At 70.5% G+C, this 26,963-nt stretch carries 23 protein-coding genes; 13 read left to right on the top strand and 10 right to left on the bottom strand.

The window, feature by feature from the left end; all coding sequences use genetic code 11:
• Positions 1-5: 5 nt before the first annotated feature.
• Positions 6-2,006, bottom strand: coding sequence for an AI-2E family transporter (locus ACLNGM_RS01605; protein WP_416356917.1), 2,001 nt, complete (start codon positions 2,004-2,006; stop codon positions 6-8).
• A gap of 225 nt (positions 2,007-2,231) precedes the next feature.
• Between ACLNGM_RS01605 and ACLNGM_RS01600 the strand changes: the two genes are divergently transcribed.
• The gene (locus ACLNGM_RS01600) at positions 2,232-2,411 is read left to right on the top strand and encodes a hypothetical protein (RefSeq protein WP_416356916.1); all 180 of its coding nucleotides are present in this window, start codon (positions 2,232-2,234) and stop codon (positions 2,409-2,411) included.
• 86 nt (positions 2,412-2,497) lie between these two features.
• Here ACLNGM_RS01600 and ACLNGM_RS01595 read toward each other — a convergent pair whose 3' ends face one another.
• From ACLNGM_RS01595 to ACLNGM_RS01575, 5 genes are all read right to left on the bottom strand, one after another.
• A complete protein-coding gene (locus tag ACLNGM_RS01595; RefSeq protein ID WP_416356915.1) occupies positions 2,498-4,108 on the bottom strand; it encodes a tripartite tricarboxylate transporter permease in 1,611 nt (536 codons plus the stop codon).
• Between the two features lie 98 nt (positions 4,109-4,206).
• The gene (locus tag ACLNGM_RS01590) at positions 4,207-4,695 is read right to left on the bottom strand and encodes a tripartite tricarboxylate transporter TctB family protein (RefSeq protein WP_090962638.1); all 489 of its coding nucleotides are present in this window, start codon (positions 4,693-4,695) and stop codon (positions 4,207-4,209) included.
• The gene (locus tag ACLNGM_RS01585; RefSeq protein ID WP_090962641.1) at positions 4,695-5,645 is read right to left on the bottom strand and encodes a Bug family tripartite tricarboxylate transporter substrate binding protein; all 951 of its coding nucleotides are present in this window, start codon (positions 5,643-5,645) and stop codon (positions 4,695-4,697) included. Before ACLNGM_RS01585 ends, ACLNGM_RS01590 begins: the two co-directional genes overlap by 1 nt.
• Before the next feature lie 243 nt (positions 5,646-5,888).
• Complete coding sequence (locus ACLNGM_RS01580) at positions 5,889-8,342, bottom strand: extracellular solute-binding protein (protein WP_416356914.1); 2,454 nt, start codon at positions 8,340-8,342, stop codon at positions 5,889-5,891.
• Positions 8,332-9,006 (bottom strand): response regulator transcription factor, encoded by a 675-nt coding sequence (locus ACLNGM_RS01575; RefSeq protein ID WP_090962644.1) that lies wholly within the window; start codon positions 9,004-9,006, stop codon positions 8,332-8,334. The genes ACLNGM_RS01580 and ACLNGM_RS01575 overlap by 11 nt, the downstream gene beginning before the upstream one ends.
• A 180-nt stretch (positions 9,007-9,186) precedes the next feature.
• Between ACLNGM_RS01575 and ACLNGM_RS01570 the strand changes: the two genes are divergently transcribed.
• Together ACLNGM_RS01570 and ACLNGM_RS01565 are read left to right on the top strand one after the other, a co-directional pair.
• A complete protein-coding gene (locus ACLNGM_RS01570) occupies positions 9,187-10,518 on the top strand; it encodes an NAD(P)H-dependent oxidoreductase (RefSeq protein WP_416356913.1) in 1,332 nt (443 codons plus the stop codon).
• Positions 10,519-10,552: 34 nt separating this feature from the next.
• Complete coding sequence (locus ACLNGM_RS01565; protein ID WP_416356912.1) at positions 10,553-11,041, top strand: lysozyme inhibitor LprI family protein; 489 nt, start codon at positions 10,553-10,555, stop codon at positions 11,039-11,041.
• Between the two features lie 56 nt (positions 11,042-11,097).
• Here ACLNGM_RS01565 and ACLNGM_RS01560 read toward each other — a convergent pair whose 3' ends face one another.
• From ACLNGM_RS01560 to exbB, 3 genes are read right to left on the bottom strand one after another with little or no spacing between them, the layout of a single operon-like run.
• The gene (locus ACLNGM_RS01560) at positions 11,098-12,045 is read right to left on the bottom strand and encodes an energy transducer TonB family protein (protein WP_416356911.1); all 948 of its coding nucleotides are present in this window, start codon (positions 12,043-12,045) and stop codon (positions 11,098-11,100) included.
• Entirely contained in the window at positions 12,042-12,497 is a 456-nt protein-coding gene (gene exbD, locus ACLNGM_RS01555; RefSeq protein ID WP_416356910.1) for a TonB system transport protein ExbD, read from the bottom strand. Before exbD ends, ACLNGM_RS01560 begins: the two co-directional genes overlap by 4 nt.
• Positions 12,498-12,503: 6 nt before the next feature.
• A complete protein-coding gene (gene exbB, locus ACLNGM_RS01550) occupies positions 12,504-13,535 on the bottom strand; it encodes a tonB-system energizer ExbB (RefSeq protein ID WP_416356909.1) in 1,032 nt (343 codons plus the stop codon).
• A gap of 353 nt (positions 13,536-13,888) precedes the next feature.
• On the opposite strand from exbB, the gene tkt reads away from it, so the two are divergent.
• From tkt to ACLNGM_RS01535, 3 genes are read left to right on the top strand one after another with little or no spacing between them, the layout of a single operon-like run.
• Positions 13,889-15,985 (top strand): transketolase, encoded by a 2,097-nt coding sequence (tkt, locus tag ACLNGM_RS01545; protein WP_416356908.1) that lies wholly within the window; start codon positions 13,889-13,891, stop codon positions 15,983-15,985.
• 49 nt (positions 15,986-16,034) lie between these two features.
• Positions 16,035-17,012 (top strand): phosphogluconate dehydrogenase (NAD(+)-dependent, decarboxylating), encoded by a 978-nt coding sequence (gene gnd, locus ACLNGM_RS01540; protein ID WP_416356907.1) that lies wholly within the window; start codon positions 16,035-16,037, stop codon positions 17,010-17,012.
• 1 nt (position 17,013) lies between these two features.
• Complete coding sequence (locus tag ACLNGM_RS01535; RefSeq protein ID WP_416356906.1) at positions 17,014-17,850, top strand: Cof-type HAD-IIB family hydrolase; 837 nt, start codon at positions 17,014-17,016, stop codon at positions 17,848-17,850.
• On the opposite strand, the gene ACLNGM_RS01530 is transcribed toward ACLNGM_RS01535, so the two are convergent.
• Positions 17,847-18,743 (bottom strand): LysR family transcriptional regulator, encoded by an 897-nt coding sequence (locus ACLNGM_RS01530; RefSeq protein ID WP_416356905.1) that lies wholly within the window; start codon positions 18,741-18,743, stop codon positions 17,847-17,849. The genes ACLNGM_RS01535 and ACLNGM_RS01530 overlap by 4 nt on opposite strands.
• Positions 18,744-18,882: 139 nt before the next feature.
• Between ACLNGM_RS01530 and ACLNGM_RS01525 the strand changes: the two genes are divergently transcribed.
• The 7 genes from ACLNGM_RS01525 to ACLNGM_RS01495 are packed head-to-tail and all read left to right on the top strand — an operon-like array spanning position 18,883 to position 26,961.
• Complete coding sequence (locus ACLNGM_RS01525) at positions 18,883-19,719, top strand: ABC transporter ATP-binding protein (RefSeq protein ID WP_416356904.1); 837 nt, start codon at positions 18,883-18,885, stop codon at positions 19,717-19,719.
• Positions 19,709-21,676 carry an AMP-dependent synthetase/ligase gene (locus tag ACLNGM_RS01520; RefSeq protein ID WP_416356903.1) on the top strand — a complete coding sequence of 656 codons (1,968 nt, stop codon included), beginning with the start codon at positions 19,709-19,711 and terminating at the stop codon, positions 21,674-21,676. Before ACLNGM_RS01525 ends, ACLNGM_RS01520 begins: the two co-directional genes overlap by 11 nt.
• The gene (locus ACLNGM_RS01515) at positions 21,673-22,551 is read left to right on the top strand and encodes a branched-chain amino acid ABC transporter permease (RefSeq protein ID WP_416356902.1); all 879 of its coding nucleotides are present in this window, start codon (positions 21,673-21,675) and stop codon (positions 22,549-22,551) included. The genes ACLNGM_RS01520 and ACLNGM_RS01515 overlap by 4 nt, the downstream gene beginning before the upstream one ends.
• A 3-nt stretch (positions 22,552-22,554) precedes the next feature.
• On the top strand, positions 22,555-23,628 hold the full coding sequence (locus ACLNGM_RS01510; protein WP_416356901.1) for a branched-chain amino acid ABC transporter permease: 1,074 nt from the start codon (positions 22,555-22,557) through the stop codon (positions 23,626-23,628).
• 37 nt (positions 23,629-23,665) lie between these two features.
• Positions 23,666-24,910 carry an ABC transporter substrate-binding protein gene (locus ACLNGM_RS01505; protein WP_416356900.1) on the top strand — a complete coding sequence of 415 codons (1,245 nt, stop codon included), beginning with the start codon at positions 23,666-23,668 and terminating at the stop codon, positions 24,908-24,910.
• 3 nt (positions 24,911-24,913) lie between these two features.
• Positions 24,914-25,705 carry an ABC transporter ATP-binding protein gene (locus ACLNGM_RS01500; protein ID WP_416356899.1) on the top strand — a complete coding sequence of 264 codons (792 nt, stop codon included), beginning with the start codon at positions 24,914-24,916 and terminating at the stop codon, positions 25,703-25,705.
• Between the two features lie 23 nt (positions 25,706-25,728).
• Positions 25,729-26,961, top strand: coding sequence for a phenylacetate--CoA ligase family protein (locus ACLNGM_RS01495; RefSeq protein WP_416356898.1), 1,233 nt, complete (start codon positions 25,729-25,731; stop codon positions 26,959-26,961).
• Positions 26,962-26,963: the final 2 nt, after the last annotated feature.

Here is a 26,963-nt window from a genome sequence, read left to right as displayed (position 1 = left end):
CTCAGTCATACTGCTTCGACGGCGGCCTCGACCTTGGTCTCGTCGGTCACGTTGGGGGCGGCGTGCGTCTCCGGCGCCGGCACGTGCATCGCCTGACCGGACATGTCGAGCGCGGCGGCGAGCGCTCCGTTCAGCGTCGTCACCAGAGCGTCGGCATGGACGCGGCGCTTCAGTTCCTGCAGCATCGCCGGGTCGCGCTGACGCCAAATGCCGATCAGAATGCGCGCGCGCGGTGCGAAACGGTGGACGCGTCGAACCGCCTGCCTCAGGTGCACCGTGGACAGGGGCTCCACGAAGGACAAGCAGACCAGCGCGACGCCTTCGGCATCCTCGCGGCTCGGCGGGTTCTGGATCAGCGAGGCGAGGCTGACCGCCTCCGCCCGAAGACCGTGGCGGGTGAGGACCTGCGCGAGCATGGCGGTGACGGCGCCGTCGAGCGCGTTCGAGCCGGACAGGCAGACGACGGGCCGGTCGCCGCGCCAGGCCGGCGCCAGATCCTGCTGGCGCTGGACGATGCGCGTGACCTCCTGATCGGGACCCGCCGCATCGACCGCGGCAGCGGCTTCCGCCGACATCGCCTTCTTGCCGCGCCGGCCGCCGAGGGCTGAGGTGCGCACGGACTTCAAGCCTTCGACGAGTTCGAGCGTCGAGCGCTGGAGCGTTTCCAGCCGCTCGCCTTCGACCGCAAAGCGCGCAACGTCCTCGTGGGCGATGCGCAGGCCCTCGAGCGCTACCTCGTCGTAATAGGTCGCAAGCTCGCGCTGGCGCAGGAAGTCGTGCGCCTGGTCGATCGCCTCGTCGGGCGCGCCGGCCAGCATGCGTTGGTAGAAGATCTGCGGCGGCGACAGCGCTGGCCGGTCGCCGAACATGACGTCGATGAAGGCAAGGCGCGGCACGTGCCGGCCCATGACCACGAGGCAGATGGTCAAAGGGGTGGCGAGGATCAGGCCGACCGGGCCCCAGAGGAAGGCCCAGATCGTCGCGGCGAGCAGGATGGCGACCGGCGACAGGCCGGTGGAATGTCCGTAGAGCACCGGCTCAACGACGTTGGACAGAAGCGCCTCGGCGCCGAGATAGAGGACGGCGGTCCAGATCACCATCGACCAGCCGGGATCGACCGCGAAGGCGAGCAGCATCGGCAGACCCGCGCCGACGAAGCCGCCGACATAGGGGATGAACCGCAGGATGCCGCCGAGAATGCCCCAGAGCGCCGGGCTCGGCACGCCGAGGAGCCAGAGGCCGAGCGCAGTCACCACGCCGAAGGCGGCGTTCACGCCGAGCTGGAACAGGAGGAGCTTCGACAGGCGGCGCGCGGCGTCGTCGATCGCGGCCGTCGTCTGCTGGAGATCGTCGGTGCCGGCGAGGCGGATGAAGCGGTTCCGGAGGTCCTCGCGCTGCAGGAGAATGAAGATCGCGAAGATGATCACGACGCCGAAGGTCGCGAGCGGCTGGAGGAGCGGCAGGGCGATGGCGCCGATCGTGTCGAAGAGTGAGGTCTCGTTCTCGACCGTCACCGGGATCGGGTGTGGCGCCGGGGTCCCGTCGGCGCCGTTGCCCCGCGTCGTCTCGGCGGGCGCCGCGAGGTGCTGGATGTCGGCCGCCATCTCCTCGAGCGCGACGGCGGCCCGGCTGAACGGGCCGTTGCCGCTGGCCTGCGCGGAGGCCGACAGCGATTGCAGCTTCTCTTGGACCGTCAGGCGGTAGGACGGGATCTCGCCGACCAGCGAGGTGATCTGCAGCGCGATGATGAAGCCGAGGGCCACGATGGCGAGGGTGGCGGCGAGGATCGCGCCCGAGATCGCCAGCATCCGCGGCACGCGGCGGCGCTGCAGCCCGATCACGATCGGGGCGAGGATGAAGGCGAGGAGAATGCCGAGGGCGAAGGGCACGAAGATCTCGCGCCCGAGCGTCAGGATCGCGGCGATCGACAGCGTCAGGACGCCGATCGCCAACGCCGTGAACAGGGGCAAGGCGCGACGCAGCATCTGCGAAGTGACGATATCCAACGCTTCACGCTCCCCCAGCGCCGGACCCATGCGACGCGAACCGTGAGGAATGCCGCGTCCCTCGATAGGTTCCCGCCTACGGCTTCAATCGCTTTAGAATGGCTGAGGGCCTCGATATGCGAAAATCGCATGGCTGACGCGCCGAATCGACGCTTCAAGTCCGGAGGGCGAAGGCCCATCTTCTGGTCATCGAAACGAGACAGACACCTCGAAAGGACGACCTCGATGACCCCCCGCAACAACCGCACGCGCTCCTTCGGCCAGCGGATCCGCAGCATGACCGAAGCTTTCGGTGGCATCGCTGCATGCGCGGCGGCGGCCGAGGCCGGCAAGCGTCCCTCGCGCGCGGCTCTCAAGGCTGCCGGCATCGCGCCGAACGCCTTCGACGAGATCAAGCTCGGCTGACGGCCGAAACCTTAACGACCCATGCATGAAAAGGGCGGCTTCCTCGCGGAAGCCGCCCTTTTTCGTTCGCTCCGTGCGAGGCCCGGTCAGTCCTCGTCGGCCGCCATCTGCGACAGGATCTGGCCGCGACCGCGAGCGCGCAGGATCATCGGCACCACGAGGGCGAGCAGCGCGAGCGTCAGGAGCGCGACGGCGAGCCAGGAGTGGACGAGGATCGTCGGGTCGCCCTGGCTGATGGCGAGCGCGCGGCGCAGTTGCTGCTCGGCCATCGGCCCGAGGATCAGGCCGACTACGACGGGAGCGATCGGATAGCCGAAGCGGCGCAGCATGTAGCCCATCAGGCCGAAGAGCAGCAGCATGCCGAGCTCGACCGGCGAGGGGTTGGCGCCGATGCAGCCGAGCGTCGCGAAGACGAGGATGCCGGCATAGAGCCAGGGGCGGGGGATCGTGAGGAGCCGCACCCAGAGGCCGATCAGCGGCAGGTTCAGCACCACCAGCATCAGGTTGGCGATGAGGAGGCTGGCGACGAGGCCCCAGACGATCTGCGGCGAGGTGATGAAGAGGAGCGGGCCCGGCTGGAGGCCGAACTGCTGGAAGGCGGCCAGCATGATCGCGGCGGTCGCCGAGGTCGGCAGGCCGAGCGTCAGGAGCGGCACGAGCGTCCCGGCGGCCGAGGCATTGTTGGCGGCCTCGGGACCCGCGACGCCCTCGATCGCGCCGTTGCCGAACTCTTCCGGGTATTTCGTGAGGTTCTTCTCCATCGAATAGGAGAGGAAGGTGCCGATCTCGGCGCCGCCGGCGGGCATCGCGCCGATCGGGAAGCCGACCGCGGTGCCGCGCAGCCATGGCTTCCACGAGCGCTTCCAGTCCTCCTTGGTCATCCAGAGCGAGCCCTTCACCGCCTCGATCGTGTCCGGCGTGCGGTTGGCGGCGGCCGCCACCACGAGGCATTCGCCGATCGCAAAGAGCGCGACGGCGAGCGTCGTCACCTCGATGCCGTCGAGGAGGTTGGCCGAGATGCCACCGAAGAAGCTGGCGAGCGCGGCCCAGAGCCCGTGCATGGGGGCGGCGGGGTCGGCGGCCATGCCCTGGAAAACTTGAGCGATCGGGGTCAGCGTCAGGCGCGCCTGGCCGGTCTGGAGGTCGATGCCGACGAGGCCGAGCGTCAGGCCGAGGACGAGCGCCGTCAGGCCGCGCAGCGCCGAGTCGCCGAAGGCCGCCGAGACGGTGACGAAGGCGAGCAGCATCAGCGCGAAGTACTCGGCGGGGCCGAACGAGAGCGCAAAGGAGACGATGACGGGCGCGAGGAAGGCGAGGCCGAGCGTCGCGATCAGGCCGGCCACGAAGGAGCCGATCGCGGCCGTTGCCAGAGCCGGTCCGCCGCGGCCCTTGCGGGCCATCTTGTTGCCCTCGAGCGCCGTGATGATCGAGGCGCTTTCGCCCGGCGTGTTGAGGAGGATCGAGGTCGTCGACCCGCCATACATGCCGCCGTAGTAGATGCCCGCGAACATGATGAGCGAGCCCGCGGCATCGAGCTGGTAGGTGACCGGCAGGAGCAGCGCGACGGTGAGCGCCGGCCCGATGCCCGGCAGGACGCCGACCGCGGTGCCGAGCGTCACGCCGATCAGCGCGTAGAGGAGGTTCATCGGCTGGGCGGCGGTCGCCAGGCCCTGACCGAGAAGCGCGAAGGTATCCATCGCTGGCAACCCATGGTTCGAGCGGGCGCGGGCCGATCCGTCGGGAGGCGCGCGCTGGAGGGGAGAAGCCTTCGGCGCCGAGCCGGAGGCGAAGAGGCTCAGCCGAACAGGCGTTCCAGCGGGCCGGCCGGCAGTGCGAGGTTCAGGACCTTCGTGAACATCAGCCAGATCGCGAGGCTCAGGAGGATGCCGACCGGGATCGACACGTAGAGCTTGCGCTTGCCGAAGGCCCGCGCGGTCGCCGCGAAGAGGAGGCCCGTGGCGATCGAGAAGCCGGCGGTGGTCAGGAGCAGGAGCTGGGCCGCCAGCCCGCCGACGATCCAGACGATCGGGGCGAACTCGTCATGGTCGCGCTCGGGAAAGTCGCCGCGCCACGCCTCGACCATGGTCCAGCCGGACAGGCCGAGGAGCGCGAACCCGATCAGGGTCGGAAAGGTCGCCGGCCCGATGCGGGCATAGGCGCCGCCGCCGATCTGGCTGGCGTCGAGCAGCACGAGGAGGCCGATGATCCCCAGCCCCAAGCCGATGGCAAACGCCGCCCGGTCGGGGCGGCGTTCGGTCGGCACGTGGTCCGACGGGGCGCTCATTACTGGACGAGGCCGATCGCGGTGAGGACTTCCTTGGTGTCCTCGATGTTCTTGGCGAGCTCGGTCTTGAAGGCGTCGCCGGCGAGGAACGTGTTCTGCCAGTTGTTGCGCTCGAGGACCGCCTTCCATTCGGGGCTGTCGACCATCTTCTGCATGTTGGCGATGGTGGCGGCCTGCTCGTCGGCCGTGAGGCCCGGCGCGCCGGCGACCATACGCCAGTTCTGCAGCTCCATGTCGATGCCGGCTTCCTTCAGCGTCGGCGCCTCGGAGCCCGGCACCCGCTGGCCGCCCGTCGTGGCGAGAAGACGGAGCGTGCCGGCCTTCACCTGGCTCTCGAACTCGCCGTAGCCGGAGATGCCGGCCGCGACCTGCTGGCCGAGGATGGCCGCGAGGGCCTCGCCGCCGCCGGAGAACGCGATGTAGTTGATCGCCTTCGGGTCGGCGCCGACGGCCTGCGCGAGAAGGCCGGCCGCGATGTGGTCGGTGCCGCCGGCCGAGCCGCCGGCGATCGCCACGGCACCCGGGTTCTCCTTCATCGCCTTCGCGAGGTCGGCGATGGTCTGGTAGGGCGAGGACGCCGGGACCACGATGGCCTCGTCCTCGCCGGTGAGGCGGGCGAGCGGCGTCACCTGGTCGAGCGTGACCGGCGACTTGTTGGTGAGGATCGCGCCGACCATCACGTAGCCGCCGACGAGCAGCGCGTTCGGGTTGCCGGACTTCGTCGAGACGAACTGCGCGAGACCGATCGTGCCGCCGGCGCCCGGAACGTTGACGACCTGCACGTTGCTGGCGAGCTTGGTCTCCTGCAGGACGTTCTGCATGGCGCGGGCGGTCTGGTCCCAGCCGCCGCCGGGCGAGGCCGGGGCCATGATCTCGTAGGCGGGCGCCTGGGCGAAGGCGCTGGTGGAGACGAGAAGCGCGGCGAGCGCGCCGAAGATGATCGACTTCATGGCTGGATCCTCCCTGGTGGCGACGCTTCCATCGCGTCGTCCTGCAAAACCTTCACGATGGTCGCGGGGAGAGTGGCGGCGCGCGTCGGCTGCCCAGAAAGACCGTCTTGCCCCTCCAGGCCGTCCGGTCGATGGGCGAGAGCTTCGAGAAGCCCGCCCACGGTCGCATCCAGCCTCCCCGGCCGTCTGGAAACATCCTAACAAAGGGTTCCTGTCAAAAACCTGTCACGAAGCCAGCCTGCCTTATTGCGGTGCAACGATCTCCATCCAGGTGTCCAGAAACCGGGCACGGCGCTGGCGGTCGAGCCCGACGAGGAGGGAGGGGCCGAGCGGCACCGGTTGCACGGCACCGCGACCGCGCGCCGCGATGCGCTCGGCCGTCCAGCTTCCTTGCGTCCCCGGCACCACGGCGCCGAGTGCGGCGGGACCGGCGAGGATCGACTGGCCCTCGTCGGACAGCGCGAACTCGAGGAAGGCTTCGCCGAGATCGGCGCGCTGCGCCCCGACCGGCACGAACATCGAGCGGGTCACGACGAGCACGTAGTCGTCGGGCACCACGATGCCGATGCGCGCGCCCGCCGCCTGGCGCGCGAAGGCGTAGGAGCCGAGGACGTTGTAGCCGAGCGCGAGATCGCCGCGCTCGACGCCGTCGAGGATCGCGGGGCTCGCCCCCGACAGGCGCACGCCCGCCCGGCCGAAGGCGCTGGCGAGGCGCCAGAAATAGGACGACACCGACTGGTCCTGTGCCGCCAGCATGTAGCCGACGCCCGAGCGCGCGACGTCGTAGGTCGCGATCTTGCCGGCCAGCCGCACGGCCTGCTTTTCGAGAAGCTCGGCGAGTTCCAGATGGCTGCGCGGCACCTCGTTCTCGGCGAGGATGTCGGGATTGTAGACGATTACCGCCGGCTCGAAGGAGAAGCCGAACAGCTCGGAGCGCCACTGCGCCCAGCCGGGGAGATTGGCAGCGCCCGCAAGGTTCAAGGGCTGCGCGAAGCCGTCGTTGACGAGCTTGACCTGAAGGTCGGAGGCCGAGCTGATCATCACGTCCGGCGGCGAGCGGGATCCGGAGGCGAAGGCCTCGAAGATGGCGAGCGTCTCGCCCTCCTCGTAGGTGACGGTGACGTCGGGCCGGCGCGCCTGGAAGCCGCGCACGAGATGGGCGAAGAGACCCGTGTCGGTAGCGCCGAGGATCTGGATGCGTGTTTCGCCGGAGCCGTCCGGCGCGGGGTAGACGACTTCGGTGGCGCCCGCGCTCGCGATCGGCCACCACAGGATCGCAAGAAAGGCCAGCGAGGCGAGGGCTCTCGCGGCCGGGCGGCCGGTGCGAAGGTCGACGCGCGGCAGCACGAGCCGGACAAGCAACCCGCCGCCCGGCCGGTCCTCGAGATCGATGCGTCCGCGCTGGGCCTCGACCGCGCGGCGTACGATCGCCAGTCCCAGACCCGAGCCGTTGGTGCCGGTCGAGGCCCCGCCACGCCGGAAGCGCTGGAACACGGCCTCGCGCTCCTCCGGCGCAATGCCCGGCCCCTGGTCGGCGACATCGATGCCGACGGACCCGTCGGCGCGGGCCGCGACCGCGATCTCCACCGGGCCGCGGCTGTAGGTGAGCGCGTTGTCGACGAGGTTGCGCAGCATCTCGCGCAGCACCACGCGATCGGCGCCGAGCGAGGCCTCGGCCATGCCGGGCGCGATCGATACGCGCACGCGGTCGGCGGTGTCGGGGTCGAGCCGTCGCACGACCTCGGTCACCACCGCGCCGACCGGCGTCGCGCCCGCCGGCGCGGTGTCGAGGCGGTGCGAGATCGTCGCGTCCATCAGGAGCTGGGAGACGAGCTGGCTCGCCTGCACCGCCTCGTCGTGGATGCGCGCGACTTGGGTGCGCAGCGCCTCGGGGTCGCTCTCGCCGCGCGCCACCTCGGCCTGGAGGCGCAGCGAGGCGAGCGGCGTGCGCACCTCGTGTGCGGCTTCGGCGACGAGGGCCTCCAGGCGCTCGCGCGCCAGCGCCAGCCGGCCCATGAAATCGTTCAGCGCCCCGACCAGTTGCACCGCTTCCTGCGGCACCGGCAGGTCGACGGGCGACAGGTTCTCCGGGGCGCGGGCGCGCAGGTGCCGCTCCAGCGACAGGAGCGGGCGGAAGGCGCGGCCGATGCCGAACCACAGGATCACCAGCGCCAGGAGGAGGAGCGCCACCACCGGCAGGAGCGCGTTCTGGAAGATCTCGCGGGCGAGCGCGCGCCGCTCACCGAGCGTTTCGGCGACGCGCACCGTCGCCCAGCCCGTGCCGGACGCGGTAGAGACGAGCCGCCCGGCGCTCGCCACGCGCACCGGCTCGCCGCGGTAGACGGCGTCGGCGAAGGTCGGCTCGCTGTCGTCCTCGGGGACGAGGCCCTCCGACAGGTCGGGATAGCCGGTGACGTTGGTGCCGTCCGGCGCTTCCACCGCGTAGAAGATGCGGTCGCGGCCGGAGAACATCGAGAAGGAGGCAAGCGGCAGTTCCACCGTCACCTCGCCCTCCTCGAGCTGGACGGCGCCCGCGATGATGAGGGCCGAGGCGCCGAGCAGGCTGTCGAAGGCGCGCTCGGACGCCCGCTCGGCATAGTCGCGGATGAAGGCGACGAGGACGAAGGCGGCGAGCAGCAGAAGGAGCGTCGCGGCGACCAGCACGCGACGCCGGATCGAGACCGTCCTATCCGCCATCGCGCACCCGCGCGACATAGCCGGACCCGCGCACCGTCGCGATCTCCAGGGCCGAGCCCTCCAGCTTGCGGCGCAGGCGCGAGACGTAGAGTTCGAGCGCGTTGATCGAGACCGCCTCGTCGAAGGAGAAGAGCTGCGCCATCAGTTGCTCCTTGCCGACGACGACCCCGGGCCGCGACAGGAGGATCTCGAGCAGGCGGAACTCGCGCCGGCCGATGTCGAGCCGTTCGCCGCCCCGGCTCACCGCGTGGCCGGCGAGATCCACCGTCACGTCGCCGAAGGCCGAGACGCTGGTGGTCTGCCCGGCCGGGCGGCGCAGGAGCGCGCGCAGCCGCGCGTCGAGCTCGCGCAGGTCGAAGGGTTTGGTCAGGTAGTCGTCGGCGCCCTGGTCGAGGAGACTGACCTTGTCGTCGATTTCGGAGCGCGCCGTCATCACGAGGACGGGGACGCTGGAGCGCGCGCGGCGCAGCTGCGAGATTACCCAGAGCCCGTCGCGGCCGGGCAGCGTGAGGTCGAGGATCACCGCGTCGAACGTGTCGAGCCCGAAGGCCTCCACCGCGTCCTCGGCGCTCTTCACCCATTCCACCGCATGGCCGGCGCCGCGCAGGTGGCGATTGACGGCATCGCCCAGTCCCTCGTTGTCCTCCACCAGGAGCATGCGCATGAAAGGCCGGTTCCGCCGCTCTAGAAGGTCGCAGAGGTCCGACCATAGGGCCTTGGGCCCTCCTTGGAAACACAAGCGAAGACGTGACGTAGCGGCCGGTTGATTCCGCCGCCGCCCTGCCGCTATCGGTCGAAGCTGACAGCGCCGCCATCGCGGCGCCCATCCGAAGGACCGGCCCCCATGCACTCCATCGCACGCGTCGGCCTTGCCGCCGACCTCCACGCCTATGCGGACAAGCACGGGGCGGTGACAGTGGGTGTCGCGGGCGCGGGGCAGATGGGCATCGACCTCCTCGTCCAGCTGAGGCTGATGCCGGGCGTCCGGCTCGGTGCCGTGTCGACCTCGCGCCCCGCCGAGACCGAGGCCGCGCTCGCCTATGCCGGCTATGCGCCGGGGGAAAGCGCGCGCGCCAAGCGCGCCGCGGATGTCGACGCCGCGATCGAGGCGGGCCGCGCGGCGATCGTGCCGGACGCCTCGCTCCTGTGCGAGGCGGGTCGCATCGACGTCGTGGTGGACGCGACGGGCAGCCCGAGCTTCGGCACGACGCTGGCGCTGAAGGCCTTTGCGGCCGGCAAGCACGTCGTGATGCTGAACGTCGAGGCCGATATCGCCGTCGGCCGCCATCTCAACGCCGCGGCGAAGCGGGCGGGCGTCGTCTATACGGGTGCGGCGGGCGACGAGCCGCACGCGACGATCGAGCTGATCGGCCTCGCCCAGTCGCTCGGCCTCGACATCGTGTGCGCGGGCAAGGGCAAGAACAACCCGCTCGACTTCAACGCCGTGCCCGCCGACTACGAGGCGGAAGCGGCGCGGCGCAACATGAACGCGCGCATGCTGGTCGAGTTCGTGGACGGATCGAAGACCATGGTCGAGATGGTGGCGATCGCCAACGCCACCGGCCTCGTACCGGACGTTCCGGGCATGCACGGCCCGAACGCCACCGCCGACGACCTTGCGCAGGTGCTCTGCCCGAAGGAGGATGGGGGCATCCTGTCGCGCATGGGCTGCGTCGACTACACGATCGGGCGCGGCGTCGCGCCGGGCGTCTTCTGCGTGGTGAAGGGCCGCCATCCGCGCGTCACCGAGCGCATCGCCGACCTGAAGGTCGGCCCCGGCCCCTGCTTCTCGCTCCTGCGCCCCTTCCACCTCACCTCGATCGAGGTGCCGCTGTCGGTGATCCATGCGGCCGTCCACCGCCGCCCGCACATGGAACCCCTGGATCGGCCGGTCGCCGAGTGCATCGCCGTCGCCAAGCGCGACCTCGCCCCCGGCGAGCGGCTCGGGCGCATCGGCGAGACGCAGTATCGCGGCTTCGCGATGACGTGGGGGCAGGCGCGGGCCGCCGGCGGCCTGCCGCTCGGCCTGGCCGAGGGCGCACGGGTGACCGCCCCGATCAAGGCCGGCGAGAAGATCACCTACGCCAACGCCGCCCCCGACGAGAGCCTCGAGATCACCCGCGTGCGCCGCGAGTTGGACGCGGCGGACGAGCGGTTCGTCGGCCGGGTCGCCTGATGTGAGACTCCGAGGTTTCCTCATGACCGTCGTAATGGGCGGTATCGGCCTCCTTCCCACCTTGGGGCAGGCCTCGTCCGTGCAAGCCGGGTCCGAACCATCGACCGATGCTACGACGATCGGGACGTGCCTTGCGGGTCACTGGAACAGGCGCGAGCAAGCGACCTGCATCGGCGAGATCGCAACGTCATGCCGGCGCGAAAACTCCGCGGGACCAGTGTCTGTACAAACCTACTTCTGCACGGCGCGGGAGTTGGCGGCGTGGGACGTGGTTCTCAACGAGAACTACGCCGGGCAGCTACGGAGCATCGAACGCGCCGATGAGCCGGACGGCTCCGTCCGGCGCGATCAGATGGAAGCCCTGCGCACCGCCCAACGCTTGTGGATCCAGTTCCGGGATGCGGAGATGGAGCGGGAGCGCGCCAATTCGCACGGAGCAAACTCGGTGTGGATGACCGCCAACGTCGAGACGGTCGGACTGGAGATGACGGCGCGCCGCGCCATCGACCTCAGCCTCGACTGACAGGCTCCCGAACGGGACTTCGGACCGCCTCCGCGGGTGTCTCCGTCCATGCGCCGTCAGCGCGTATAAGCGATCGGCACGGTCATCGGGACGCTCCCGCCCTCCGGCGGCGCCGGAAATGGGCTGGCGCGGCGCACCAGGGACAGCGCGGCCTCGTCGAGAGCCGGATTGCCGGACGAGCCCGACAGGCGGATGCCGGTGGCGGCGCCGCTGGCGGTGATCGTGAAGGACACGCGCACCGTGCCCGCGCCGCCCCCGCGCGGGGTGCGCTTGAAGCGGTTGAGCCGCGCCGACACCTGCGACTGCCATCGCGCCGGCGATACGCTCGGCCGCGCGCGCTGACCCTGCGAGGTCTCCGACGCGGCGCGCGAGGCGCTGGAGGCCGGGGCGGCCGCCTGTCGGCGTTCGGTGCGGGGCCGCTCGCGTTCGCGCGGCCGCTCCACCTCGCGCGGGCGTTCCGGCCGGCGCTCGGCGACCTCCCGCCGCGGCTCGGGCGGGCGAGGTCGGGCGCGCGGGACCGGCGCATTGATCACGGCTTCCGCCGGCGTCTCAACGGCGGGCGGCGGCTCGGGCTGGGGTTCCGGCGGCGGCTCGGGCAGGGGCTCGGGGTCCACGACCGGGGGTGGCTCCTCCACCGCCGGGGGCGGCTCCTCGACGGGTGGCGGGGGATCGGGTTCGGGGGGCGGCGGGACGGGCTCGGGCGGGGGTGGCTCGGGTTCCGGCTCCGGCGGCAGCGGTTCGGGCGGCGTTTCCTGCGGCTCTTCGGTGGGCTCCGGCGCTTCCACGGCAGGCGCGGCCGGCGGCGCGGCCTCCGGCGGCGCGAGTTCCATCAGGATCGGCGCCTCGGGCGCGCCGGCCGGCGGGGTCGCGATCGGGGGGATCTGCACGAAGAACCAGGCAGCCGTGGCATGGGCGGTGGCGATGCACAGCATCGCCGCGCCCCAGCGCGCGACGCTCATCGTGGTGGAGCCGCGTTCGAGATCGTCGGGACGGGCGAGCGTCATGGTTGCGGGGCGGCCCCGGCGGCGGGCGCGGCGCCCGTGTTCTCGAGCCCGACCAGCGCGATCTTGAGATAGCCCGCGTCCCGCAGCGCGTTCATCACCTCCATGAGGTCGCCGTAGTCGACGGCGGCATCGGCGCGCAGGAAGATGCGCTCGTCCCGGTTGCCCCCGGTGCGCGCGTCGATCGCCGCCCGCAAGGCCTCGCGGGCGATCGCCTCCTCCCCGAGCACGAGGTTCAGGTCGTCCTGCACGGTGAGATAGAGCGGCTCGTCGGTGCGCGGCTGGGGCAGCGCGTTGGAGACGGGAAGGTCCACCGGTACGTCGACCGTGGAAAGCGGCGCGGCCACCATGAAGATGATGAGGAGCACGAGGACGACGTCGATGAAGGGCGTGACGTTGATCTCGGAGACTTCGCCGGAATCGTCGTCGTCGGAGCTTTTCAGGCTGACACCCATGGCCCGTTACTCCGCCGCTGCGCGGGCGTAAGGTGCCCGCTGCGGGCCGGCGCCGGCCGCGACTTTGGCACGGTCGAGATCGCGCGAGAGATGCTGGAGGACGGCGGCGGAGGCGTCCGACAGGACGGCGCGGTAGCCCGCGATGGCGCGCGCGAAGACGTTGTAGATGATCACGGCGGGGATCGCCGCAACGAGGCCGATCGCGGTGGCAAGCAGCGCCTCGGCGATGCCCGGCGCGACCACGGCGAGGTTGGTGGTGTTGGCCTGGCTGATGCCGATGAACGAGTTCATGATGCCCCAGACCGTGCCGAAGAGGCCGACGAAGGGGGCGGTCGATCCGATCGTGGCGAGGAGCCCCGTGCCGCGGGCCATGCGCCGGCCGGCGCGCGCCTCGATGCGCTGAAGCGCGATCGCGACGCGCTCCTTGACGCCGTCGGCCGGCAGGCCCGCGGAACGGGCGCGCTCGGCCGCGGCCGTCTGCACCATCGCGGCGACGGGTCCGCGCCGCCAGCCCTCGGCGTCCACCGCGTCGGCGGAGGGCAGACCTTCCGCCTCGCCCAGGCGCCGGACGCCCCGGCCCGCGCGCGTCTTGGCGGCGGTGAGCTCCAGCGCCTTGGCGAGCCAGATGGTCCAGGTGACGACGGACGCGAAGGCCAGGCCGATCATCACCGCCTTCACAACGTAGTCCGCCGCCATGAACATGCCCCAGGGGGACAAGTCGTGGGGGAGCGTGGCGGCGCCGGTGGCGGATGGCGCCTCGCCGGGCGCGATCGAGACGTCGGTGGCCTCGGCCGGCGCTGCCGGGGTCGGCGCGCTCGCCGGCTCTGCGCCGGGTGCGGGGCTGCCGAGCGGCGCGATCGTGCTCGGCTGGCCGGACGGGAAGACGGTGCCGGGCACCTGGTCGGCCGGTGCGGCGGGAACGAGACTCTGCGCCGGTTCGACCGGTGCGGCCTGCGGTGCCGTGGGCTCGCCTGTCGCCGTCTGCGCCTGCGCACCGCCGGCGAGGAGCGGCAGGGCGAGGAGGGTCGCCAGGATCATGGATCTGCCGGTCCGGCGCTGCGCTGCCGGAGGGACGGTATCGTGTGCCATCGTCGACCTTTTTCGCCGATCGGGCGGGGGAGCGCCCGTGCCTCGATGACAGCCGGAGGGAGGGCCAGCTGCCGATCGGCAATACATGAACATCTAAGTCATGTTTTCCATACGCATCGGGTCCCGATCGCACAAGCCCCTGTGCGAGGCCGTCTTCTCGCTTCGGGGCGACGGCGCGTCGCGCGCCCCCATCGACACCGGCGCCGCGCGCTCCACCATTAGGCGGGAGATGAGCGGGACGCCGCGACGCTCGGGGTCGGACCCCCGCGACGCGCCCGGCCTCGAACCACAAGGAACGCCCCATGAGCGCGAACCCCGTAGCCGCCGACGCCGGATCCAGCGAGCGCGGCTCGCCCGAACAACTGGCGATCGACACGATCCGCACCCTGTCGATGGACGCCGTCCTGAAGGCGCATTCCGGCCATGTCGGCGCGCCGCTCGGCCTCGCGCCGGTCGCCTACACGCTGTGGACCGAGTTCATGCGCTACGACCCCGGCCGGCCGGACTGGCCGAACCGCGACCGCTTCGTGCTGTCGGTCGGCCACGGCTCGATGCTGCTCTACTCGGTGCTGCATCTGGCGGGCGTCGAGGAGATCGACGCGCACGGCAAGAAGACCGGCAAGCCGGCCGTCTCGCTCGACGACATCAAGGCGTTCCGGCAGCTCTCGTCCAAGACGCCGGGCCACCCCGAATACCGGATGACCACAGGCGTCGAGACGACGACCGGCCCGCTCGGGCAGGGCTGCGGCAACTCGGTCGGCATGGCGATCGCCGAGCGCTGGCTCGCCGCGCGCTACAACAAGCCGGAGGCCACCGTCTTCGATCACGACGTGATCGTGCTCTGCGGCGACGGCGACATGATGGAGGGCGTGTCCTCCGAGGCCGCCTCGCTCGCCGGCCATCTGAAGCTCTCGAACCTTCTCTGGATCTACGACAACAACAAGGTCTCGATCGAGGGCTTCACCAGCCTTGCCTTCTCCGAAGACGTGGCCAAGCGCTTCCGCGGCTACGGCTGGAAGACGCTGCACGTGTCCGACGCCAACGACCGGTCGGCGATCCGCCGCGCCATGGAGGAATTCCGCGCGACCGACGACCGGCCGACGCTCGTCGTCGTCGACAGCGTGATCGGCTACGGCCTCGCGAAGCAGCAGGGCACGGCCGCCGCCCACGGCGAGGCCTTCGACGCGGAGGACGTGAAGGGCGCCAAGCGCTCCTACGGCTGGCCGGAGGACAAGGACTTCTACGTGCCGGATGGTGTTGCCGGCGATTTCCGCGGCCGCGTCGAGACACGCGGCAAGGCCGCGCGCGAGGCTTGGGAGGCCGATTTCGCCCGCTATCGACAGGCCCATCCCGAGCTTGCGGCCGAGATCGACGCCATGCGCGACGGCCGGTTGCCGGACGGCTGGGATGCCTCGATCCCGAGCTTCGAGGCGGACGCCAAGGGCATCGCCTCGCGCGACGCGTCCGGCAAGGTGCTGAACGCGATCGCCGAACGCGTGCCTTTCCTTGTCGGCGGCTCGGCGGACCTTGCGCCGTCCAACAAGTCCAAGCTCGGCTTCGAGGGAGCGGGCAGCTTCTCGGCGGACGACTATGCCGGGCGGAACCTCCATTTCGGCATCCGCGAACACGGCATGGGCGCCGTCGTCAACGGCATGGCGCTCTCCTATGTGCGCCCCTACGGCGCGACGTTCCTCGTCTTCTCCGACTACATGCGCGCGCCCGTGCGCCTGTCGGCGATCATGGAGATCCCGGCGGTCTGGGTCTTCACGCACGATTCGATCGGCGTCGGCGAGGATGGGCCGACCCACCAGCCGGTGGAGCACCTCGCCTCGCTTCGCGCGATCCCGGGCCTCAACACGATCCGCCCTTGCGACGCCAACGAGACGGCGGAAGCCTGGCGGGTCGCAATGGAGCAGCGGCACGAGCCGACCGCGCTCGTCCTGTCGCGCCAGCCGCTGCCGACGCTCGACCGCTCCAAGTTCGCGCCGGCCTCCGGTCTTCGCAAGGGCGCCTATATCCTGGCGGAAGCCGAAGGCGGCAAGCCGGACGTGATCCTTCTCGCCACCGGCTCGGAGGTCTCGCTCTGCATTGCCGCGCGCGAGACGCTCGTGGGGGAGGGCATCAAGGCGCGGGTCGTCTCGATGCCGTCGTGGCACCTCTTCGAGCGACAGGACGAGAGCTACCGCGACGAAGTGCTGCCGCCGGACGTCATGGCCCGTGTCGCGGTGGAGCAGGGCGGGTCGCTTGGCTGGGACCAGTATGCCGGCTCCAAGGGCGCCAAGATCGTCATGAAGACCTTCGGCGCCTCGGCCCCGATCGCCAAGCTCCAGGAGAAGTTCGGCTTCACGGTCGACAACGTCGTCAAGCTCGCGCGCGAACAGGTGGCGGCCGGCCGCTGAGCCGCCCGCTGCCCTCACCAACCGACGCAACGAACATCGCAGGACCCACATGCAGATCGCGATCATCGGCCTCGGCCGCATGGGCGGCAACATCGCCCGGCGCCTCATGGCGCACGGCCACGAATGCCTCGTCTTCGACCGCAACGCGGAGGCCGTGTCGGGCCTCCAAGGCGAGGGCGCCAAGGGCGCGTCGTCGCTCGCGGACCTCGCCGGCCAGTTTTCCGGGCGCCGCGTCTTCTGGGTCATGCTGCCGGCCGGCGAGCCGACGGAGGCCACGATCCGCGAACTCAGCGATCTCGCCTCGCCCGGCGACGTCGTGATCGACGGCGGCAACTCCTTCTATAAGGACGACATCCGCCGCGCCAAGGAACTGGAGCCGAAGGGCATTGCTTACGTCGACGTCGGCACCTCGGGCGGCGTCTGGGGGCTGGAGCGCGGCTACTGCATGATGATCGGCGGACCGGAGGACACGGTGCGCGAACTCGATCCCGTCTTCGACGCGCTGGCGCCGGGATACGGCGACATCGAGCGCACACGCGGCCGGCACGCGGCCGACGACCGCGCCGAGCGCGGCTATATCCATGCCGGGCCTGCGGGCGCGGGCCACTTCGTCAAGATGGTGCACAACGGCATCGAGTACGGACTGATGCAGGCCTATGCCGAAGGGTTCGACATCCTCAAGACCAAGAACTCTTCAGCCCTGCCGCCGGACGAGCGCTTCGACCTCAACCTCCCCGACATCGCCGAGGTCTGGCGCCGCGGTTCGGTGATCTCGTCCTGGCTTCTCGACCTCACCGCGATCGCGCTGGCTGGCGACCGAAACCTCGACCATTTCTCCGGCAACGTCGCCGATAGTGGCGAGGGGCGCTGGACGCTGGAGGCGGCGATGGAGGAGGCGGTGCCGGTCAACGTCCTGTCGGCCGCGCTCTACGCGCGCTACCGCTCGCGCCAGATGGCGACCTTCGGCGACAAGATGCTGTCGGCGATGCGCTACGGCTTCGGCGGCCACGTCGAGATTCCGCAATAGCATGGCGGACGCGCTCGATCCGGCCAAGGCGAGGGCGATCCGCCTCGTGATCTGCGACATCGACGGCACGATCGTGCGCGACGACAAGACCCTGTCGGACGCGACGGTCGCGGCCGTCGCGCGGGCGCGCGAGGCCGGCATCGCGGTGACCCTCATCAGCGCGCGGCCCGCGAGCGGGCTCGGGCGCATCGTCGGAGACCTCGGGATCGAGGGCGCGGTCGGCGCCTTCAACGGCGGCACGCTGTTCGAGGCCGGCGGCGACGTGATCGAGGCGCATCGCCTCGCGCCGGGCGACGCCAGGCGTGCGGTCGAGGCGCTGGACGGGGCCGGGGTGCCCGTCTGGGTGTTCGCGGACGGGCTCTGGCTCGCCCGCAGCGAGGACGCGCTGCACGGCGACCGCGAGCGCAAGGCGGCCCAGCTCGACCCGACGATCGTCCAGGACTTCTCGCCCTGGTTCGATCGCACCGACAAGGTCGTCGGCGTGTCGGACGATCATCCGCTGGTCGAGCGCATGGAACGCGAGATCGGCGATCTTCTCGGCGAGACCGCCAACGTCGTGCGCTCGCAGCTCTATTTCCTCGACGTGACCGCCAAAGTCGCCAACAAGGGCGACGGCGCGGCCTTCCTCGCCAAGGCCCACGGCGTGCCGTTGGAGGAGACCGCGGCGGTCGGCGACATGCCCAACGACATTCCGATGCTCCGGCGCGCCGCCCTCGGCGTCGCGATGGGGCAGGGAAGCGAGGCGGTCCGCCGCGCCGCTGGCTACGTCACCGCCTCCAACGAGGAGGACGGGGTGGCGAAGTTCCTCGACCGGCTCGTGGAGGCGCGGCGGAGCTAGTCCGCCTCGCCGAGGGCGCCGGCCAGAAAGTCGACGATCTGGCCGCCGAGCGGGCCCGGCGCGCGGTCGATCGACCAGGCGGCGCCGAGCGCACGCACAGGATGCAGCCGGTTGTCCGCGCTGCGCAGGCGCTTCACCGCGCCCGATGCCTCCTCGCGCGCGAAGAACGCCTCGTTGGTGAAGCACCAGCCAAAGCCGCCCGTCACCAGCATCCGGATGTGTTCGAGGTCGTTGGAGGTCCAGACGTCCGGGCCGAACACGCGGCCCAGGCGCTCCACGTCGACGCCGGGATCGCCGATGAAGTAGATCTGCCGCTCCGACTGGAAGGCCTCGATCGGGATCGGCTGCGCCATCCGGGCGAGCGGATGGGTCGCGGCGGCCACCGGCCACATCGTCACGTTGCGGAATGAGCGGGCCGTCATGTCGGCCGGCACGTTGGCGAGAAAGGTCAGCGCGAAGTCGACGTCGCCGCTGCGCAGGGTTTCCCAGAGCGTGTTGAGCGAACTCGTGAAGAGCTGGACACGGGCACGCGGGCGCGCCGCGTCGAAGCGCTGGAGTGCGGCGTGGAGATGGTCGAGCGGGAAGAGGACGTCGACGGCGATGCGGATGCGCGTTTCCTCGCCCTTCTCCAGCGCCTTCATGTGGGCCGTCAGGCGGCGCGCGCTTTCCACGAGGAAGCTGGCTTCCGCAAACACCGCCCGGCCGCGGCGCGTGAGCTCGGGCTGGCGCGTGGCGCGCTCCAGAAGCGGGAAGCCGCAGTGCCGCTCGATCTGGGCGACCGCATAGGACACCGAGGAGACCGCCCGGTTGAGGCGGCGCGCCGCCCCGGTGAAGCTGCCCTCCTCCACCACCGTCACGAAGGTGCGGAGCTGGTCGATCAGATTGGGATTCATTCGAAGGATCCGAACGATCTGTGCGATCGATTACGTATTCCTGAAAGCGTTTCGCTTTGCTAGCCTCCTTCTGGTTGTGCCGATTGGGAGATCGGACCAACCCGTATCGGCACTGACAGGCTCTGGGAGGAGGCGGGTCATGCAGCATCCAACGGCGCTCGTCGCCGCAAGCGCTCGCGCGTCCGACAGCGCGGCAGTCCGGCCGGAAGCGCTGACCTGCGAAAACGTCAGCCGCTGGTTCGGCGGGCTGCAGGCGCTGAAATCCGTGTCGATCCGTGTCGGCCAGGGCGAGATCTTCGGCCTCGTCGGGCCGAACGGCTCCGGCAAGACGACGCTCGTCAACGCCATCACCGGCTTCTATCCGCCGCAGGAAGGTTCGATCCGCCTCCACGGGGACCGGATCGAAGGCACGCGGCCGCACAAGGTCGCCCGGATGGGCGTCGCCCGCACCTTCCAGAACGTCGCCCTGTTCCGCGGCATGAGCGTTCTCGACAACATCCTGATGGGCCGGCACATCTTCATGCGCCCGTCGGCGCTGGCTGCCTTCTTCTATCCCGTATGGGCCGAGCGCGCCGAGATCGAGAACCGCCGCAAGGTGGAGGACGTGATCGACCTCCTGCAGCTCCAGAGCGTGCGCGACGAGCATGTCGACACCATTCCGCTGGGGCTGCAGAAGCGCGTCGAACTCGCCCGCGCGCTCGCCGCCGAGCCGCGCCTCCTGGTGCTGGACGAGCCGATGGCCGGCATGAACCAGGAGGAGAAGGAATACATGGTCCGCTTCATCCTCGACGCACGCGAGGAACTCGGCCTGACCGTGCTCCTGATCGAGCATCACCTCGATGTGGTGACGGCGATCTGCGACCGGGTCGTCGTCCTCAACAATGGCAAGGCGATCGCCGAGGGGCCGGCGCGCGAGGCGATGAGCGACCCGGCCGTGGTCGCCGCCTATATCGGAGGGGCCGCCCATGCTGCATGACGGGGCGACGATCGAGGCCGGCGCGCGGGCCCTCCATCCGGACTGGCGGGACGGCGACACGCTGATCGCCGCGCTCGACGAGAATGCGCGCACGCACGGGACCACCGTCGCCATCCGCGAGCGCGACCGCGGCATCTGGCAGGAATGGACGTGGGGGCAGTATCGCGACCTCGTCCTCGAGCAGGCCGCCGGCTTCGAGGCGGCGGGCCTGAAAGCCGGCGACATCGTGCTGGTGATCGGCGACAACCGCGCGAACCTCTATGTCGCGATGCTCGCGGTGATCGCGCTGCGCGCCGTGCCCTCGCCCGCCTATTCCGAGGTCGCGCCGGAGGAACTCGCCGGCCAGATCCGCCGCGAAGGCATCCGTTTCGCCATCGCCGAGGACCAGGAACAGGTCGACAAGCTCCTGGTCGTCCGCGAAGGCGTGCCGGAGCTTGCCACGATCGCCTATGACGACCCGCGCGGCCTGAAGGGCCGCGAGCCGCCGGGCGTCGTCGCGCTGGAGGCGCTGCTGGCGAAAGGACGCGAGCGGCTGACGCGCGAGCCAGCCCTTCGCGACGATCTCCTGAAGCGCGCCGGCGTCCACGATGTCGCCGTGCTCCTCCATTCGTCCGGCACGACCGGCGCGCCGAAGGGCATCCCGTTGAAGCACGGCCATGTCCTGTCGGGCGTGCGCAACGCGGCCGCGGCCGGCTACTTCCGCGAGGGCGAGGTCCATATGGCCTATCTGCCCATGGCCTGGGTCGGCGACTTCCTGTTCTCGCTCGCCGCCGCCATCACGCTGCGCTTCGTGGTCGCCATTCCCGAGCGGCAGGAGACCGCCCAGCACGACCTGCGCGAGATCGCGCCGACCATCTACTTCTCCTCGCCCCGCGCCTGGTCGAACATGCTGACGCGCGTCCAAGTCGGCATGGAAGAGTCGACGTGGCTGAAGCGCGGCCTCTTCGAGCATTTCGTGCCCTTCGCGGTGGAGCTTGAACGCCGTCGGCTGGAGGGTCGCGAGCCTTCTGCGCTGAAGCGCCTGCGCTGGCAGATCGGCCGGCTCCTCGTCTTCGGGCCGCTTCTCGACCAGCTCGGACTGTCGCGCGTCGAGCGCCCCTATACGGCGGGCGAGGCGATCGGCGAGGACGTGTTCCTGTTCTTCCGGGCGCTCGGCCTCAACCTTCGCCAGTTCTACGGCCAGACCGAGAACTGCGCGCTCGCCGTCGCCCAAGGGGCGGGCGATCTCCAGCTCCACACGGTCGGCCGTCCCTTTCCCGGCATCGAGGTCCGGATCGACGAGACCGGCGAGATCCTGATGCGCGGCGACAACGTCTTCGACGGCTACCATGGCGACGAGGCGGCAAGCGCCAAGGCGCTCGACCGCGGCTGGCTGCGCACCGGCGACGCTGGCCAGGTCGAGCCCGACGGGCAGATCGTGGTGCTCGGCCGCGTGTCCGAGGTCGTCCACACGGGCAGCGGCACCCGCTACATCCCGACCTATATCGAGAACCGGCTGAAGTTCTCGCCCTATATCCGCGACGTGTGCGTCGTCGGGCGCGGGCGGCCGTCGCTCGCCGCGATCGTGTGCATCGACTTCGAGGCGGTCGGCCACTTCGCGCAGGAAAACGCGGTCTCCTACACGTCCTACGCCGACCTGTCGCAGAAGCCCGAAGTCTACGATCTCGTCGAGCGCACGATCGCGACCCTCAACAAGCGCCTGCCCGACGGGCTGGCGATCACCCGCTTCGTCAACCTCCACAAGGAGTTCGATCCCGACGACGGCGAGGTGACGCGCACGCGCAAGCTGAAGCGCGACGTGATCGACGCCCACTACGCCCCGATCATCGAGGCGCTCTATGCCGGCGCGGGCGAGATCGCCTTCGAGGCGCGCGTCGCCTACGAGACCGGCGCGGAAGGCGTCTTGAAGCGCGACCTCGCCCTGCGAACCGTGGGCGAGGGGAGGGCCGCGGCATGAGCTACTTCGCGGAGCTTCTGGTCAACGGCGCGCTGACGGGCCTGATGTACTCGCTCGTCGCGCTCGGCATCGTCCTCATCTACAAGTCGTCGGGCGTGCCGAACCTTGCGCAAGGCGCGGTGGTGCTGATCGGCGCCTACGTGGTCTGGCTGCTGGTGGCCGCCGGCCTGCCGCTTCTCGCCGCCGTGCCGATCGCCTGCGCGGTGATGTTCGGCTTCGGCCTCGCCGTGGAACGCCTGCTCCTCCGGCGCATGGTCGGCCAGCCGATCATCATGGTGGTGATGCTCACCCTCGGCCTCGAGATCTTCCTGCGCGGCCTCGGGCCGGGGCTTCTGGGCGCCGCGCCGAAATCACTCGATCTCGGCATCGACCTCTCGCCGATCATCGTCGGCGACGTCTTCATCAACCGCGACTACCTCTACGGCGGCGTGATCGCGCTTCTCCTGATCGGCGCCTCGCTCCTCTTCTTCCGCACGCGCCTCGGCACCAAGCTGCGTGCGGTCTCGGACGACCACGTCTCGTCCTGGGCGGTCGGCATCTCGGTGGAGCGGGCGATCGGCATCTCCTGGGGGCTCGCGGCGGTCGCCGCGGTCGCGGCCGGCACGCTCTGGGGCTCGGTGCAGGGCGTCGACTGGACGCTCTCGGCGCTGCTCTTCCCGGCGGTCGCGGTCGTCATCCTCGGCGGGGTGGATTCCATCGTCGGCGTCCTCGTCGGCGGGCTTCTCGTCGGCATCCTCGGCTCGGTCGTGCCGGGCTATCTCGACAGTCTCGTCGGCGGCGGCACGCGCGACGTCGTGACCTCGCTGATCATCCTCTTCACCATCATGGTCCGGCCCTACGGCATCTTCGGCCGCGAGGACATCGAAAGGATCTGACCGATGTTCTACCGTCTCGCCGGCGTCCACCACACGTCCTACCGCTCCGACGCCCGGCTCTGGCGCGTGCCGGCCGATCGGTATGCCCTTGCCCTCGTGCTGGCGCTCGGTGTCGCCGCACCGTTCCTCGTGTCGCCGCTCTATCTCGGCTCCTACCTCCTGCCCTGGCTGGTCTGGAGCGCGGCGACCCTGTCGCTGACGCTTCTGATGGGCCTTGCCGGCCAGCTCCATTTCGGCTTCGCGGCCGTCATGGCGATCGGCGCCTACACCTCGATCCACCTGACGCGCGCCGGCCTGCCGTTCGAGCTCGCGCTGATCGGTGCCGGGCTCGTCTCGGCGGTGGTCGGCTGCGTCTTCGGCGCGGCGGCGCTCCGGGTGAAGGGGCTCTACCTCGTGATGGCGACGCTCGCCATGCAGTACCTCGTGGACTGGGTGATCATCAACGTGCCGGCGATCTCCGGCGGCGCGCAGGCAACGCTCCAGACCCCGCGCGTCTCGCTCCTCTTCCTGCCGCTCGACGGCCCTTGGGCCCGCTACTGGGCGGCGCTCGCCTGGGCGGTCGTGGCCGCGCTCTTCCTCCTCAACGTCAAGCGCACGGCGTTCGGACGCGCGCTCATCGCCATCCGCGAGAAGGACTTCGCGGCGGCCGTCATCGGCGTCGATCCGTTCCGCACCAAGCTCGTCGCCTTCTTCACCTCGTCGTTCATGGGCGGCGTGTCGGGCGCGGTGCTGGCCTTCTGCTACTACCGGGCGGTCACGCCCGAGCAGTTCACCTTCAACGTCTCGATCCAGCTCGTCGCCATGGTGCTGGTCGGCGGCCTCGGCTCGGTGATCGGCGCGTTCCTCGGCGCGGGCTTCGTGCTGCTCGCCCCGATCGTCCTCACCAATCTCGTGATCGCCCTGTCGTCGGCCGGCTGGCTGTCGGTCTCGACCAACCTTCTTTCGCACATCCCGATGATGGCCTACGGCGCGCTGATCGTCGCCTTCCTGCTCCTGGAGCCGCTCGGGATGGCCAAGATCTACGACAACATCCGCAACACCTTCCTCGTCTGGCCCTTCCGCCACGCGAGGCGCTGACCGCCGAAAACCCAAGAAGCAACCGGAGGAGACCCACATGAAACGCAGTCTCGCATCGATCCTGGGAGGGCTCGCCCTCGCGGCCGGTCTCTCCGGCGCGGCGCTCGCGCAGGAGACGATCAAGTTCGCGATGCCCCAGGACTTCACGGCGGTCTATACGTTCGTGACCGGCGAATACAATCAGGGCCAGCGCGACTATCTCAGCCTCGTCAACGCCGAGGGCGGCATCGACGGCCGCAAGTTCGAGGCGCTGGTGTCGGACACCGGCAACCAGCCGCAGCGCGGCATCGAGGCCTACAACCGGGCGCGCGACCAAGGCGCGATCCTCTTCGACTTCCTGTCGACGCCGGTCTCGCGCGCCCTCGTGCCGCAGGCGCTGCAGGACAAGGTGGTGATGATCACGCCGGTGCACGGGCGCGGCGACGCCTCGGACGGCGAGACCTTCCCCTACATCTTCCCGATGATGGCGACCTACTGGAGCCAGGCGACCGTTCTTGCCGACTGGATCGAGACGAAGGGCGGCGGGCTCGCCGGCAAGAAGATCGCCCTCGTTCACATCGACAGCCCGTTCGGGCGCGAGCCGATCAACGTCCTGAAGGACCTCGCCGCCGAGAAGGGCTTCGAGGTCTCGACCTTCGCCTATGCGAGCCCCGGCAACGAGCAGGGCTCGACCTGGACCGAGGTGCGCCGCTACCGACCCGACTACGCGCTGATCTGGGGTGCGGGCGGCGGTCAGGCCGTGTCGGTGCGCGAGGCCATACGCAACGGCATCGCAGCCGACAGGATCCTGTCCGTCGTCTGGCTGACCGAGACCGACGCGCGCACCGTCGGGCCCGACGTCATGAAGGGCGTCAAGCGCTTCGAGGCGGTGGCGCCGGGCCGCGACCATCCGATCATCCAGCGCATCGAGGAGAAGGTCGTCAAACCCGGCCAGGGCGCCGGCGATGCCGGGCTCGTCGGCTCGTCGCTCTACAATCTCGGCGTCGCGACCATGGCGGTCGCGGTGGAAGCCGCGCGCCTTGGTCTTGCCGACGGCGCGGGCGGCGAGCTGACCGGCGAGCGCCTCAAGGCGGGCTTCGAGAAGATCGCCAACTTCAACGCCGAAGGGCTGATGCCGCCGATCACCATCACCGCCAAGGACCACCAGGGCGGTGGCTTCGGCCGCGTGTCGGAATGGAACGGCGAGGCCTGGGTGCCGGTCACCGACTGGGGTGCGCATTACGGCGAGGTCGTCCAGAAGGAGATCGACGCCGGCGCCAAGGGCTTCCGCGAGGGGCGCTGAACCATGAGCCTCCTGTCGCTGTCCAATGTCGAGGTGATCTACGACCGCGTGTTCCTTGCGATCAAGGGCGTGTCGCTCCGGCTGGAGGAGGGCGGCATGGTGGCGCTGCTCGGCGCCAACGGAGCGGGCAAGTCGACGACGCTGAAAGCCATCTCGGGGCTTCTGGGCCCGGAGCGCGGACAGGTGACGCGCGGCGAGATCACTTTCGACGGGCGCGACGTGCGCGCCATGGGCCCGCCCGACCGGGTGGGCGCCGGCATCGTCCATGTGCTTGAGGGGCGGCGCATCTTTGGGCACCTGACGCCGGACGAGAACCTCGTCGCCGCCTTTCCGCTGAAAGGCTCGCGCGGCGAGCTCGATGCCCTGCGCGACCGCGTCTACACCTACTTCCCGCGCCTCAAGGAACGGGCGCGGCACAAGGCGGGATATCTGTCGGGCGGCGAGCAGCAGATGCTGGCGATCGGGCGCGCCATGATGACGAGCCCCCGCCTCATCATGCTGGACGAGCCGAGCCTCGGCCTGTCGCCGCTTCTCGTCTCGGAGATCTTCGCCATGATCGGCGAGATCAACCGCGCGGAGAAGCTGACCGTACTTCTCGTCGAGCAGAACGCGGCCGCTGCGCTCGCCATCGTCGACCACGCCTATCTCATCGAGAACGGCCATGTCGTGATGGACGGCTCGGCCGAGACGCTGCGCGCCAACCCGGACGTGCAGGAGTTCTACCTCGGGGGCGGCGGCAAGGTCGACTACCACAACGTCAAGCACTACCGCCGGCGCAAGCGCTGGCTGGCCTGACGCGGGATCGGAAGGACACTCCCATGACGGTCTATGACAGGACCCTCGCCCGGCGCGAGCCGGCGGCGCGCGCGGCTGCGCAGTTCGCGACCCTTCGCACGCTTCTCGGCCAAGCGCTCGACACGGCGCCCGGCTGGCAGGCGCATCTCGGCGCCCTCGACCCCGCGACCGTCACCTCGCGCGAGGCGCTCGCCCGCCTGCCGGTGCTGCGCAAGTCCGACCTGCCGCGTCTCCAGGACGAGCGGCCGCCCTTCGGCGGGCTGGCGCTCAAGGCACCCGGCGCACTCGCGCGTCTCTTCGTCTCGCCGGGGCCGATCCTCGACCCGGAGGGCTTCGGCGCGGACTGGTGGGGCGCGGCGCGCGCGCTCGACGCCCTCGGCCTCGAGCCGGGCGACGTCCTGCACAACAGCTTTTCCTATCACCTGACCCCGGCCGGCGCGATGTTCGAGAGCGGCGCCCATGCGCTCGGCTGCGCCGTCATCCCGGCCGGCACCGCGGGCTCGGAGGCGCAGGTCGACGCCCTCGCGCGATACGGAGCGCGGGCCTATGTCGGCACGCCGGACTTCCTGAAGGTCCTCCTCGACAAGGCGGCCGAGCTCGGGCGCGACGTGTCCTCGCTCCAGCTGGCGCTCGTCTCCGGCGCAGCGCTGCCGGCGTCCCTGAAGCGCGAGCTGGAGGGGCGCGGGCTCCGGCTCGCCCAAGCCTACGGCACCGCCGATCTCGGCATCATCGCCTTCGAGACGGGCGCGGCCGAGGACGGCATGGCGGTCAGCGAGGAGGCGATCGTCGAGATCGTCGCGCCCGGCACGGGCGACCCGGTGCCGGACGGCGAGATCGGCGAACTCGTCGTCACCCGCCTCAACGCCGACTACCCGCTGTTCCGCTTCGCGACGGGCGATCTCTCGGCGATCCACACGGGCACCGTGGCCGGCGACGGCACCGCGCCGCGCATCCGCGGCTGGATGGGCCGCGCCGACCAGACCACCAAGGTGCGCGGCATGTTCGTGCGGCCCGAGCAGGTGGCGACGGTCGGCAAGCGCCACCCCGAGGTCGGGCATCTCCGGCTCGTGGTCACGCGCGAGGGCGAGCGCGACGTGATGACCCTCCACGCGGAAGGGCGGGACGAGGCGGTGGCCGCGGCCCTCGCCGAAACGCTCGCGAGCGTCACCAAGCTGCGCGGCACCGCGCGGGTCGTGGCGCCCGGCTCCCTGCCGCGCGACGGCAAGGTGATCGCCGACGAGCGGCGCTACGACTGAAT

It is taken from the genome of Aureimonas phyllosphaerae (genome assembly GCF_047943035.1).
GTDB classification, from domain to species: Bacteria; Pseudomonadota; Alphaproteobacteria; order Rhizobiales; family Rhizobiaceae; genus Aureimonas; species Aureimonas phyllosphaerae.
The sequence above is the reverse complement of the archived record's forward strand: the minus strand, read 5'-3'. Positions and strand labels throughout refer to the sequence as shown.

What these genes read in the sequence shown, in the direction of transcription:
- ACLNGM_RS01515 (WP_416356902.1), top strand. Translation starts at nt 21,673, where the DNA reads ATGAGCTACTTCGCGGAGCTTCTGGTCAACGGCGCGCTGACGGGCCTG.
- ACLNGM_RS01600 (WP_416356916.1), top strand. Translation starts at nt 2,232, where the DNA reads ATGACCCCCCGCAACAACCGCACGCGCTCCTTCGGCCAGCGGATCCGC.
- ACLNGM_RS01505 (WP_416356900.1), top strand. Translation starts at nt 23,666, where the DNA reads ATGAAACGCAGTCTCGCATCGATCCTGGGAGGGCTCGCCCTCGCGGCC.
- ACLNGM_RS01580 (WP_416356914.1), bottom strand. Translation starts at nt 8,342, where the DNA reads ATGGCGGATAGGACGGTCTCGATCCGGCGTCGCGTGCTGGTCGCCGCG.
- ACLNGM_RS01565 (WP_416356912.1), top strand. Translation starts at nt 10,553, where the DNA reads ATGGGCGGTATCGGCCTCCTTCCCACCTTGGGGCAGGCCTCGTCCGTG.
- ACLNGM_RS01590 (WP_090962638.1), bottom strand. Translation starts at nt 4,695, where the DNA reads ATGAGCGCCCCGTCGGACCACGTGCCGACCGAACGCCGCCCCGACCGG.
- tkt (WP_416356908.1), top strand. Translation starts at nt 13,889, where the DNA reads ATGAGCGCGAACCCCGTAGCCGCCGACGCCGGATCCAGCGAGCGCGGC.
- ACLNGM_RS01530 (WP_416356905.1), bottom strand. Translation starts at nt 18,743, where the DNA reads ATGAATCCCAATCTGATCGACCAGCTCCGCACCTTCGTGACGGTGGTG.
- ACLNGM_RS01560 (WP_416356911.1), bottom strand. Translation starts at nt 12,045, where the DNA reads ATGACGCTCGCCCGTCCCGACGATCTCGAACGCGGCTCCACCACGATG.
- ACLNGM_RS01510 (WP_416356901.1), top strand. Translation starts at nt 22,555, where the DNA reads ATGTTCTACCGTCTCGCCGGCGTCCACCACACGTCCTACCGCTCCGAC.
- ACLNGM_RS01570 (WP_416356913.1), top strand. Translation starts at nt 9,187, where the DNA reads ATGCACTCCATCGCACGCGTCGGCCTTGCCGCCGACCTCCACGCCTAT.
- ACLNGM_RS01500 (WP_416356899.1), top strand. Translation starts at nt 24,914, where the DNA reads ATGAGCCTCCTGTCGCTGTCCAATGTCGAGGTGATCTACGACCGCGTG.
- ACLNGM_RS01595 (WP_416356915.1), bottom strand. Translation starts at nt 4,108, where the DNA reads ATGGATACCTTCGCGCTTCTCGGTCAGGGCCTGGCGACCGCCGCCCAG.
- ACLNGM_RS01520 (WP_416356903.1), top strand. Translation starts at nt 19,709, where the DNA reads ATGCTGCATGACGGGGCGACGATCGAGGCCGGCGCGCGGGCCCTCCAT.
- ACLNGM_RS01525 (WP_416356904.1), top strand. Translation starts at nt 18,883, where the DNA reads ATGCAGCATCCAACGGCGCTCGTCGCCGCAAGCGCTCGCGCGTCCGAC.
- ACLNGM_RS01575 (WP_090962644.1), bottom strand. Translation starts at nt 9,006, where the DNA reads ATGCGCATGCTCCTGGTGGAGGACAACGAGGGACTGGGCGATGCCGTC.
- gnd (WP_416356907.1), top strand. Translation starts at nt 16,035, where the DNA reads ATGCAGATCGCGATCATCGGCCTCGGCCGCATGGGCGGCAACATCGCC.
- ACLNGM_RS01535 (WP_416356906.1), top strand. Translation starts at nt 17,014, where the DNA reads ATGGCGGACGCGCTCGATCCGGCCAAGGCGAGGGCGATCCGCCTCGTG.
- exbD (WP_416356910.1), bottom strand. Translation starts at nt 12,497, where the DNA reads ATGGGTGTCAGCCTGAAAAGCTCCGACGACGACGATTCCGGCGAAGTC.
- exbB (WP_416356909.1), bottom strand. Translation starts at nt 13,535, where the DNA reads ATGATCCTGGCGACCCTCCTCGCCCTGCCGCTCCTCGCCGGCGGTGCG.
- ACLNGM_RS01585 (WP_090962641.1), bottom strand. Translation starts at nt 5,645, where the DNA reads ATGAAGTCGATCATCTTCGGCGCGCTCGCCGCGCTTCTCGTCTCCACC.
- ACLNGM_RS01495 (WP_416356898.1), top strand. Translation starts at nt 25,729, where the DNA reads ATGACGGTCTATGACAGGACCCTCGCCCGGCGCGAGCCGGCGGCGCGC.